The organism is Hymenobacter sp. HD11105, assembly GCF_054051685.1.
Window position 1 is genome coordinate 223937 of the sequence record NZ_JBSWBR010000005.1, and the last position, 11718, is coordinate 235654.

Annotated in this window: 11 protein-coding genes; 1 reads left to right on the forward strand and 10 read right to left on the reverse strand. The window is 48.5% G+C overall.

Translation table 11 applies throughout. The features are described from left to right. Positions 1-46: 46 nt before the first annotated feature. The 8 genes from porL to lipB all read right to left on the reverse strand — a co-directional run bounded on the left by porL (position 47) and on the right by lipB (position 7759). A complete protein-coding gene (gene porL / locus ACW9KT_RS16665) occupies positions 47-850 on the reverse strand; it encodes a type IX secretion system motor protein PorL/GldL (RefSeq protein WP_457082414.1) in 804 nt (267 codons plus the stop codon). Between the two features lie 73 nt (positions 851-923). Further along, positions 924-1943: a T9SS ring complex lipoprotein PorK/GldK gene (gene porK, locus ACW9KT_RS16670; protein WP_457082416.1), complete on the reverse strand. Its 1020-nt coding sequence runs from the start codon at positions 1941-1943 to the stop codon at positions 924-926. Positions 1944-2180: 237 nt separating this feature from the next. Beyond that, a complete protein-coding gene (locus tag ACW9KT_RS16675) occupies positions 2181-3176 on the reverse strand; it encodes a PorP/SprF family type IX secretion system membrane protein (RefSeq protein ID WP_457082418.1) in 996 nt (331 codons plus the stop codon). Positions 3177-3316: 140 nt separating this feature from the next. Then, positions 3317-4147, reverse strand: a complete 831-nt coding sequence (locus ACW9KT_RS16680; protein WP_457082420.1) for a uroporphyrinogen-III synthase — start codon at positions 4145-4147, stop codon at positions 3317-3319. A gap of 76 nt (positions 4148-4223) precedes the next feature. After that, on the reverse strand, positions 4224-5348 hold the full coding sequence (locus ACW9KT_RS16685) for a DUF4271 domain-containing protein (RefSeq protein ID WP_457082422.1): 1125 nt from the start codon (positions 5346-5348) through the stop codon (positions 4224-4226). Positions 5349-5424: 76 nt separating this feature from the next. After that, positions 5425-6492: an MraY family glycosyltransferase gene (locus ACW9KT_RS16690; RefSeq protein ID WP_457082424.1), complete on the reverse strand. Its 1068-nt coding sequence runs from the start codon at positions 6490-6492 to the stop codon at positions 5425-5427. Positions 6493-6558: 66 nt separating this feature from the next. Beyond that, positions 6559-6975 (reverse strand): hypothetical protein, encoded by a 417-nt coding sequence (locus ACW9KT_RS16695; RefSeq protein ID WP_457082426.1) that lies wholly within the window; start codon positions 6973-6975, stop codon positions 6559-6561. A 7-nt stretch (positions 6976-6982) separates the two neighbouring features. After that, a complete protein-coding gene (lipB, locus tag ACW9KT_RS16700) occupies positions 6983-7759 on the reverse strand; it encodes a lipoyl(octanoyl) transferase LipB (protein WP_457082428.1) in 777 nt (258 codons plus the stop codon). Positions 7760-7829: 70 nt separating this feature from the next. Between lipB and ACW9KT_RS16705 the strand changes: the two genes are divergently transcribed. Next, positions 7830-8189, forward strand: a complete 360-nt coding sequence (locus ACW9KT_RS16705) for a YraN family protein (protein ID WP_457082430.1) — start codon at positions 7830-7832, stop codon at positions 8187-8189. Positions 8190-8235: 46 nt separating this feature from the next. On the opposite strand, the gene ACW9KT_RS16710 is transcribed toward ACW9KT_RS16705, so the two are convergent. Both ACW9KT_RS16710 and htpG read right to left on the reverse strand, forming a co-directional pair. Beyond that, entirely contained in the window at positions 8236-9183 is a 948-nt protein-coding gene (locus ACW9KT_RS16710) for a toxin-antitoxin system YwqK family antitoxin (protein ID WP_457082432.1), read from the reverse strand. A 219-nt stretch (positions 9184-9402) separates the two neighbouring features. After that, complete coding sequence (gene htpG / locus ACW9KT_RS16715; protein ID WP_457082434.1) at positions 9403-11247, reverse strand: molecular chaperone HtpG; 1845 nt, start codon at positions 11245-11247, stop codon at positions 9403-9405. Positions 11248-11718: the final 471 nt, after the last annotated feature.

An 11718-nucleotide genomic window follows, 5' to 3' on the forward strand; every position in this document is an offset into this window, starting at 1 on the left:
TATAACTGTGTGAACAGAACCCTTCTTGGCTATTGCGGTATAAATACTAGCTAGTAGCACGCATCGCGTTCAGCATATTGCCATACACGCGGTTGAGGGAATGAAGATTGGTAGTGAGGCTAGTAACCTCTTGCTTGAACTGGTCAGTTTCCTTACCAGCTTCAGTGAGGTTCTCCATAGCTTGGCTCAACGTACCGTAGAACTTGTTCATTGACTTCAGGTGCGTATTAGCATCCTGGAGTTCCATTTCATACACTGCATTCAGAGCGCCCAAGTTTTTGGTTACATTCTGTACCTGCAGGTGGTATTCTTTTGCATCAGCCGTAGCGTTCGACATGGCCGTCATAGCTTCTGCAGTATTAGCATAAGAAGCAGTGATGCGCTCTAATGACTGGGTAGCAGTACGCACTCTCGTGGTATACTCCTCTGTCACATTAGTAGCTTCACCTAGTGAGGCTAATTGCTGGGTAGTATTGCTCAAACGGTTCAAGCCTTCGCCCAAAGACGAAATAGCGGCTGGTGTTACGTTAGCATCTTTCAGCATATCGTCCAGCTTACGAGTCAGGCCAGTACCGTTATTGGTAGATAAGCTTGCATCACCAGTGGAAGGGTCGTAGCCTTCAGCCAACTGAGGGTAAACTAAGCCCCAATCAGGATCCTTTGACGTGGGTTGGAAAGCACTAAGAAAGAAAATCAAGGCTTCAGTTCCCAGACCTACCATCAACATCAAATCAGCACCTTTCCAGTGCAGAATCTTAAACAATGCTCCAATGATTACGACCGCTGCCCCTATGCCATATACCTTGGGCATGACCACATCAAAGAAGAAATTACCGCCTTTTGCTGCCATTTTAAATAAGAATTGAAGAAGTTGGAAAGGATGAAGAATGTGTGAAAAAGTAGAAGAGAATAATATGTGTTAGTTAGTTCAAGCGACGGTTAGTGCCCATACCAATTTGAATCATGGCAGTGCGGAAACCAATGTAAGAACGTGCCGAATCTTGGTATTCGAAGTTGCGAGTGCCAGTCTCGAGGAAGTAAGCAATATCCTTCCATGAACCACCACGCACTACTTTCCGAGGTTCGTTATCATCAGGGTTTGTAGGGTTCATGTCCCATACTACTGGTACTGATGCTTCCATGTAGGCGTCATCACACCATTCAGCTACGTTGCCCGACATGTCGTACAGACCGAAGTCATTGGGAAAGAAGCTACCCACTGCTGAAGTGTAAGCGTAACCATCGCTGGCGTAGTCGCCCCGGCCTGGCTTAAAGTTGGCCAGCATGCATCCTTTCGAATTGCGTAGGTAAGGACCTCCCCAGGGATAAGTAGCCAAATCTCGGCCACCACGAGCAGCGTATTCCCATTCGGCCTCAGAAGGCAAGCGGAAATTGGGTGTTGGAGCTGATCCAGCCTCCACGTTAGCAGCATTCTTGTGCTTGGTACGCCAGTTGCAGAAATACTTAGCAGCGAACCAATCCACACCAACCACTGGGTAATCGTCGAAGGCAGGGTGGGTGTAGTAGTACTCCATGAGTGGATCACCCATGTGATAAGTAAAGTCGCGTACCCACACTGTAGTATCGGGATACAACTCTGTCATCACATATTCTTCGCCTAGCACATCAATAGAGTCCTGACGAATGGCATTCATAAACTGCCGATACTCATTATTCGTGATTTCAGTCTCGTCCATGTAAAAGCCAGCAATAGTCACTTGCTTATTCATGTTGACCATGGAGGCAGAGATGTCTTGATCGGTTTGTCCCATATGGAATGTTCCACCGGGGCAAGGCACCATTCCAAAGGGTACTTCCTGTGGATTGAAATCTGGACGGTCCTCCGCTCCAATCAGGTCACCCTGCGGTCTTTTGCCAAAACCACAACCTCCTACTAAAAGTGCCACGAAGGCGACAAGAGGCAATTTGAGAAACTTATTCATCTGAAGTAAAAAAAGGCTATTGGGCGGCGATACCAGAAGATTACAATTTTGACAATTGGCAAATTTAATGATTCCTGCAACCGTATGCAAGCTTCGTGCCCGACCTGTCAGGATCATTTAAATACCGAAAAAGGTTCCGGTATAGTGATAAAAAAACTAGGAACTGAAAAGAAATTTGTTTGAATTAAGGTTTTGTGCACTCAAAACGATAATTAATTCTTGAATGCGGCAACTCCTTTAAAAACTGTAGCGGGGTGTGCGAATTGCTGGACGTGTAGCAGGCCCCATTTTAGGCAAGCGGTAAGACAACATTATTTCGTGTGAGCTGAATGCCCTTGCATCTTGATTAAATGCAATAAGATCGAATGCATACCCAACACGGAAGGCGCTGTTTTCTGCAAAACTCATGCCCAGTTGACCAGTGAAGGATTCACCATAACGATAACCTACCCCAGCCCAATACTTTTCCTGCAAAGTCGCTCTTGCTCCTACTTCAAATGAGTTGTTATCAAAAGTAAACTTATCATCATCCCCGAATTTTCCTGGCAAGACTAGTTTGCCGATAAACGTGGGTGTTACAACAACGGATGAACTCACCTCGATATTGTAGCCCGCTGTTAGGTAAGCATGATTTTCTCCAATGTAAGATGCAGTCCTTTGGTTGCTGCCCTCTGTTTGAAATTGATAACGAGAGCGAAGCAAGTTATTAACACTTAAACCAGCATAAAATTTAGGGGCCTCATACCATATGCCAGCGCCTGCATCAATCTTACTATCGGAGCTTTCGAAAGGCACGCTTGGATCATCGGCATCATTAGCTCGGTAGGTGCCTTTACCCAGATTATTGAATACGCCTTGCGCACCAAATCCAAGCAAACCTTCCCCTACTTTGAAGTGCTTGGAATAAGAAAGCGCTGCTGTTGTTACGTTGGACTCACCTATTGTATTACGATAGATGTTCATTCCTACTCCCCCACCTAGCACCCGAACAGGTAAAGATGCTGATAACAAGAAGGTCCGGTCGTTGCCGCCCGGATCAAAAGTTCCGCTATAGTTGAAGTACTGTTCACGTGCGATGGTTAGCACCTCTCCTTGTCCCTTTATGCCTGCATAGGCGGGGTTGAGGTACATACCATTAAACCCATAATGGCTAAACTGAGGCTGTTGCTGAGCAACGACGGTGCTGGTTGCTACTACAAGCAGAACCACAGCACCTAGTACATATTTCTTCATATAGGCACTCAATTTTAGCACAGGTTTTTAGTAGGACATTTTACCCTACGTAACTGATTCCAAATCTATGGAAAAAAGTCTGCGCATCAAATGAGCGGCTGGGCTTACTTAGCCTTCAAAAATGGCTTTAAAACGCTGTTTTAGGCATTTTGCCTATCCGTACGATTCTTCTCTTTACCTGCGTCGGGGCCGTAGTGAAAGCGAATATACTGCTCAATGGCACCTGTCATAGAAGGAGCATTAGGATGCGGAGCCTCAATATCAAGCTCCAAGCCGGCATCAAGCACTGCCTTTGCTGTAGTAGGACCAAAAGCAGCAATCCGGGTTCCGTTCTGCTCAAAGTCAGGGAAGTTAATGAATAGAGAACTAATCCCGGATGGACTGAAGAAGGCAATGCAATCGTACTTCACATCTGTCAGGTCCGAAAGGTCGCTGGCTACAGTGCGGTAGATAACGGCTTCAGTAAACTTGAAGTTGTTTGCCCGCATAAACTCCGGAAGGTCATCCTTACGGATGTCAGAGCAAGGGTACAGAAACTTTTCGCTTTTATGCTTCTTAATAACATCAAAAAGGTCAGCAGCAGTGCGCTGTCCAACAAACAGCTTGCGCTTACGCAGCACAATATACTTTTGCAGGTAGTTAGCCGTTTGTTCCGAAATGCAGAAATACTTCATCTCAGCTGGCATTTCCAACTTAGCCTCCTGGCAAATGCGGAAGAAGTGATCAACAGCATTGCGGCTCGTGAAGATGATAGCCGTATGCTCTGCGATGTTGATTTTGTCCTTGCGGAAGTCCTTATAGGATACTGGCTCAACCTGAATAAACTCCCGAAAATCCACCTTAATGCCATACTTATCAGCAATGGCAAAGTAAGGTGATACGTCACTAGTCGGTTTAGGCTGGGTGACAAGGATGCTGGAGATGCGCTTGGCGTGCCGGCCCGTCCCCGGTTTGTCTTTGCTCTCGGCCATAGAGGTGGGTAAGTGGGTAATTCTGGGGCGATAAATTAGGATGCGAAACGTAACATAATAGCTACGCTAAGTAATATTAGTACGTAAAAACGATCAGTTTCAGTAGTATCGTAAGGGGTATTACTTCCGTGGCGCAAAGGTACGAAAACAAATGCAAATTAAGGAGGGAGGTGCGACGATGCAGCGTACGCGTAATTCGGATCATTGTGCCCACCAACATTAAGGAAACCACCCCATTGGATATCCAGAGCACCATCTCTGGCAGTGTCTGATTGAGGGCTAGATAGAAGAGCATAACCACGGGTAGAAATAAGCCCATAAACAGGATAGTCCGGACAAACTCGCGGTACTGAACCATAACTAGGGGCGTCACGTCGAAGATGTAGCCCATCAACTCTAGAAACAAATATTTTCCGAGTACAAATGCTGCCACTAAGCCTGCATATAAGAGCACTCGGATAACGATAGCGGATTCAGGGACATCAAAAAGACGTCGAAGGATTACGATACTCTGAATATTGGTGTGAATGGCAACCAATAGCAGAGCAAAGGAGAGCGAAAAGACAAATACTAATAGCAAATTCAGCCAGGTGATAGTTGGCTTTGTCAGGAAGGCTTCGTCATTGTTAGTCTTGCCTAAAAGACGCTCAAACTGGTAGATGCGGGCAAAACTCGGCTGGTAGGCGGCCCGAATACCGCCATACAATAGCCCAATCAGAAGCAAGAAGCATAAAAACACATTCTGTCCTTGATGACCTCGCACTCGAAGCTGTGCCTGAAATGGCGACGTTTTGATAGTGCCCTTAGCTACCACGGGTAACACGGAAGCATTGGTGAACGAAGTCAAATCGGGGGGTACCGCTGGGTGCCATATACACAGCAAATGCTGGCCAGGAGGGGTATCGGGGGGCAAAAGCTGCCCTAGGTTAAGCGAATAAGACGCAGGGGAAGGTGCAGTGAATACTAGCTGATTATCCAGGAATATACTCAGATCCTTGCGGGCGGTGAAGGTAATAGGGATGCTCTGTCCTGGTCGAATGCTTACCCATTGATAATAGGCAGTGGCGGGGGAATGATAGTCGGGCAGATAAAGAACCAATTGGTTCTGAGGAGCATCAAATATTAGCCACTCGGCGGAAAGGCCAGTGCGGGGCGTGGGTGGTAAGGGTTGGTACTCTGCAGCTGTAGCGGTGGGGGGCAAAATAATCCATAAGAGGCATAAAAATGCCCCCCAGAATCTCAGTTGCCACTGCTGTCTACCGCTGCCTATCACTCCTTTAAGATGCTACTCGCTGCTGAGCTGTCCGGCTCCGATACACCCCCAAGAACACGCTTAGCAATACTGAAAAACCCACTAGTGCGGCGATAAGTACGGTATTGCCTAACTCCGCAAAATTGATGACAAACAGAATCACCACTAAGTTCAGCAAACCGAGTAGCATGACGGTGCTGATTTGCTGAAAACCCATAGCGAGGATACGATGATGCACATGGTTTTTGTCGGGAGAAAAAGGAGAGCGACCGGCCATCATGCGAATCAAGAAAACTCGAAGTGTATCAAACAGCGGCACGAACAGAATGCCAACCGCTACTGAGGGCGCGGAAGCTCCAAAAGGCTGACCTAGTTGAGCGCCCATTTCAATAAATTGAATAGTAAGAATAGACACGATGAAGCCGCACACCAACGAGCCGGTATCGCCCATAAAAATGCTGGCCCGGTGAAAATTATAGCGCAAGAACCCTAAAATCCCCCCAACTACGCACACCGATACATACACGTAATTACCAAAATCAGAGCCCCCGTAGCGGTAGAAGAAATAGCCGAGCGTGGTGACAATAATAATCACAACAGTACCCGCCAAGCCATCCAAGCCATCAATGAGATTAATAGCGTTGGTAATGCCTACTATTACCAGAAAAGTGAAGGCATAACTAACGCCTACTGGCAACTCATGCACCGCCAGAATCCCTTGAAAGCTGGTGATCCGCACATCCGCCATTACCATCACAATGCCGGTGGCAAGTAGCTGACCCACAAATTTCTTGGTGACCGAGATAGTAACTAAGTCATCTTTCAAGCCCACAAAAAACAACACGATACAGCCAGCTAATAGCTGTTGGACGCCGTTGTTGAGGTCAGCGAAGATGGTTAGAGCCGACATGAAGCCCGCAAACACCGCTACGCCACCCAAGCGAGGCGTCAACGATTCATGCACGGTACGCACATTAGGCGTGTCGAGCATGTTCTTGAGGTGGGCAATGTAGATGATAGATGGCACCGCAAACAGGGCTACCAAGAAGGACCACAAAAAGGATAGCCCCAGCGTAATTCCAATGGCATTCATCACGTATCGGCTCAAAAATGAAGTAGCAAACGACAGCATACGTCCTGTTCGTCTGCGCGTAAACGCTTACCCGTGCAGCACGCCTTCGCGGCCTAGCAGAGCAATCGGAATTAAGTTGGCGGGCACAATAGAGTCGGGCACAAAAATGAACTTCTTATCGAAGATCTGAGGCCCGCGGTAGTAACTCACCCAGTATTGGTTGTTCAGATGAAAAAGGTCAGGATCAATGGGCTCGACTGGCACTGCGCTATACGGACCTACTTCCGCAAACACGTGCCTCAACGTTGAGGTGCGCACCTTTTCGCCGTCCTCGTGCGTGCCGTAGCCATTAGAGCTGATAATGACGTTGGTAAGAGGATAGGAATTGTGGTTTAGCAAATACACCTGCCAGCCGGGTTTGCCCTCCTCCGTAGCGGCTGCCTCATCGGGTACAATAGCCACCGAAACACCCTCTACTGGATCAAAAGTAATGTCTTCTTTCATTTGATAATCAAACAGTAAGCTCTGCCTCCAGCAAGGTGGCTAAGTGGGGCAACAGACGATTTTCGACTTCTGTGATGGGCACTGCGTGACCTAGCTCCTGTTGCAAGGAAGTAACGGCTTTATCGGTAATGCCGCAGGGCACGATATGGCCGAAATACGCGAGGTCGGTATTAACGTTTAGTGCAAATCCATGCATGGTCACCCAGCGGCTGCATTTCACGCCCATAGCGCAGATTTTACGCGGCTGGGGGGCATTTTCCTCGTAGTCGAGCCACACCCCAGTCAGGCCTGCAATGCGGCCAGCAGCAATGTCATAATCGGCTAGCGTGCGGATGACGGCTTCCTCCAAAACGCGCAGGTAGCGGTGAATATCTGTAAAGAAATTGTCGAGGTCTAAGATCGGGTAACCGACCAGCTGACCAGGCCCATGATAGGTAATGTCGCCCCCGCGGTTGATGCGATGAAACGTCGCTCCGTGCGCGCTTAGCTCCGATTCGCTTAGCAACAGGTGCTCAGGTTTGCCACTTTTCCCTAACGTGTACACGTGTGGGTGCTGGCAAAGCAATAGATGATTAGGCGTAGGTGTGGGGGGCAAATCTGCCTCCATGGCCTGACGGTTGTGCGTTTTAGTAGCCACAGTAGCCGCCAATAACTGTTCTTGGTAGGCCCAAGCAGCCTCATACCCAATTATACCCAGCCGCTCTATCCGTACGCGCCGATTTTGCCCCCCAACCAGTGAGTTAGACAAAACTTCAGCCGCAGTAACGATAGGAGACAGACTCATCAGTAAACGCTCAAATGCAGCCGCAAAGGTACTATATTAAGGGCCAAACCCAACCCACAACCTTCTTGCCATGCCCGATCCCGGTCACCTGCTTGGCCACGCCGGCGAAGCGGCCGCCGCTGACTTTTTCATTGCTCATGGCTATGTTGTAGCCCACCGCAACTACCGACACCGGCGCGCCGAGGTAGACTTAATTGTGCGGCGCGGCACTTCACTGCTCGTATTTGTGGAAGTAAAGGCTCGCTCATCCGCTCGGTTCGGCCATCCCGAAGAGTTTGTGACGGAGCGCAAGCGCCAGCTTTTTCGCCTAGCAGCCGATCAGTATCAGGAAGAGATTAACTGGCAGGGCGAAATTCGCTTTGATATCATTGCCCTTAGCCAGGTAGCGGATGGCTTCCGCATTGAGCACTTCGAAGACGCTTTTTACTAACTGCACCACTACGCTGAAAGTGAATTTCCTCCCGTAGCGCAGCCGCTTAGTTTTTCTTTAGGCCAGGGCGGTCCGTTACGGCGTCACGCTTATCGAGCTTATCTTTCTCGTATACCAGCACGCCATTGCGGTTATACTCTTTATATAAGACTGGCTCTTTTACTTCGGGGTCGTAGCCCGTTTCGCCGTACTGATACTCGTAGTGCCGACGGTTGCGAAAGCCCCAATATTTCGACCACTCTCCTACTTTCTTGCCGTTTTCGAACTGCCCGTCCCAGTCCTTCTGGCCGTTCTCTAGAAAACGGGCGTATTCGCCTTCCAGCTTGCCATCATTATAGGGAATAATTTCCTTGATTTTGGTGCGCTCAGCATCATAATAAGTGATGTCAGCGTCGCGCGGAAAGCCTTTTTCGTAATGAATTTTATTGAGCAAAATACCCTCCCGGTTGAAACGCTCCCAGCGCAAATGCTTTGCCCCTAAGGCGAAAAAGCCAGTCTCAACCACTTTGCCGCCCTGCATTTTCTTGTACGGGCCGTGCAGCACTTTATTGTTGCCCGGATCGGCCCCCACTCTATCCTGCACAATCTTGCCTTTACCGGAATCAAAGTAATAGCGTACAGGCACGTATGGATTCGTTGGTTTGGGCGTGCGCATGTAATAGAACTGCTCCGTAATCTGGCTGCGGCCTTTTCCACCCGACTTCACATAAGCCTTCTTAATAGGCTCACCTAAGAAGATGTTCTTTTTCTTTTTGGGTTTGCGCTGCGCCGCTTTCTCTTTTTCTCGAGCGGCCTTAGCCTCCGCCTTGGTGAGCGTTACTTGCTTGGCAATTTGCCCCCCAGTCGAGTCGCCATTTTGTACCAGCGAATCAGACAGGGCAGTTAAAGAAGGCTGGTCGGCTTTGCTATTAAACGAGACCGTTTTGTGGGTGCAAGCACCAACTGATAGCCAAAGCAACACCAGCAGAATAAATGAGGAGCGAAAGAAGTGCATTACTATATAGGCAGAATCTGAAACCTCGAACGTAAAGATAACCTGATTTGGTGCCCGACTAAATATTGATACATAAACGCGCCCAAAGCTTAAAGTTGAGCTTTAAGCCTCTGCTCGCTCAAGTGTAAGGGAATATAAACGACAAAACCTGCCGACTCGTGAGCCGACAGGTTTTGTACCACTTAAGACTATGTATACTATTTAGAACTAATGCGCAGCCTACTCAGTGGCCAGCAGATCGGTGCTACGCTTCACAAACGCTGTTAGTGCTTCGCCCTTCAACATATTCTGCGATAGCAAAGCCAGATCGAAGGCTTGACGAGCTAGCTTGCGGCCAGCTTCTTCGTCGGCTTGCAGCACGCGCTGCGTGATAGCATGGTTAGCATTTACACTCACAGTGTAGCTATCGGGCAAAGAGCCAAACATAGCCATTCCCCCACCGCCGCCAGTGCGCTGCATATCCTTCATGCGGCGCATAAACTCAGGCATAGTAATGATGACGGGCGCCTCCTGGGGCGACAGCGCATCTACCTGCACGTGCATCTGCTCGTTGCTGATAGCCTTGGCGAACAGCTCCTGCAAGCGCGTTTTATCGTCGTCGCTAAGTACGCTTTCTGTCTTATCATCCTTCTCGATAAGCTTGCCAATGGTATCGGCATCTACGCGCTTGAAGGTGGTTTTTTCTAGCTTCTGCTCCAGCTGACCGATAAAGTGTGGATCAAGCACGGCCTCCAACGTCAGCACATCATAGCCACGGTCTTGAGCGGCCACTACATAGCCGTGCTGAGCTTCAGCATCGGTGGTATATAGAATAACGAGTTGGTCATTCTTGTCCTTCTGGTTGGCCTGTACCGACTCTTGGTATTCATTGAGCGTGAAGAATTTGCCCCCCACGTTCTGCACCAGGGCAAAATCCTTGGCCTTGTCGTAGAATTTCTCATCCGACAGCATACCGTACTTCACGAACAGGCCGATATCCGACCATTTTTGCTCGTAGCCAGCGCGGTCTTTACGGAATAGCTCGCCCAGCTTGTCGGCTACCTTCTTGGTGATGTAGGTGTTGATTTTGCGTACCGCCGCGTCGGCCTGCAGGAAGCTGCGCGACACATTCAACGGAATATCTGGCGAGTCGATTACACCGTGGAGCAGCATCAGGAACTCGGGCACTACGTCTTTTACCTCATCGGTAATAAACACCTGCCGCGAGTAGAGCTGAATTTTGTTGCGCTGGAATTGCAGCTCGTCCTTCACCTTCGGGAAGTAAAGAATACCCGTCAGGTTGAAAGGATAGTCTACGTTGAGGTGAATCCAGAATAGAGGCGCCTCCGAGAAGGGATACAGTTCTTGGTAGAACTTAGTGTAATCCTCGTCGGTCAATTCAGCGGGCTGCTTGGTCCAAATGGGCTGGGTTTGATTGATTACTGTGCCTTCGAACTCAATCTCGATGGGTAGGAACTTGCAGTACTTGGTTAGGATGGTCCGCAACCGGGCTTCCTCTAGGAACTCGTCGGAGTCGGCGGCTACGTGCAAGACTACATCGGTGCCGCGCTCAGCCTTTTCATGCTCACCGCTCAACTCTTCAAGCGTAAACTCAGTGCTGCCGTCACAGGTCCAGTGAGCTGTCAGCGCGTCTTCCTTATAGCTCTTCGACCAGATTTCCACCTGATCGGCCACCATGAAAGCTGAATAGAAGCCTAGGCCAAACTGACCGATAATCTGGTCTTTGGTAGCGGCGTCTTTCTCCTTGTATTTCTCTACAAACTCAGTAGCGCCGGAGAAAGCAATCTGGTTGATGTACTTCTTGATCTCCTCGCCCGTCATGCCGAGGCCACGGTCCGAGATGGTGATTTTGCGCGCCTCTTTATCTACAGTTACGCGCACTTTCAGCTCGCCTAGCTCGCCCTTAAACTCGCCTAACTGTGCTAAGCTCTTCAGCTTCTGCGTAGCGTCGACGGCGTTGGACACCAATTCGCGCAAAAAGATCTCGTGGTCGGAGTAGAGAAACTTCTTGATGATGGGAAAGATGTTCTCCGTGTGAATCGAGATACTACCTGTCTCTTGCATAGCGCCTTAAAAAAATGAAGTCATAAAATGAAAAGTGGACAGAATTGCAGGCCATTGCGAACTCGCCTTCTTAAATCAGCGGATTTCAAAACCTGTTCCACGCTGCTGATAGCTGCCAGTTTGGCACGTGAGTAATCTCAAATTGATGTTCTACTAATTATATAGATCATCGCTTTTTAAGGTAAGTACAGCCAGCTATTTTGAACTTTATAACCCTTTCAGATCAAGGGTAACACGGGCAGGCAATCTTACTATATCCATAAATAGATCCTTTATCAAGCTATTTACAGTTGTCAATTATTACTGATTTCTGCAATAGATGGTTAACTCTACTCCTTGTCTGTCCAGCCCTGTGTTATAGAATGGCGAATAAATAACTTTTTAAAGGTCAAGATATCTTTCAAGCCTTTGCTGCAATTAATACTTTAACTACAAAGGCTTCGGTGTTTAATAGTAGCAAATACTTTTAAT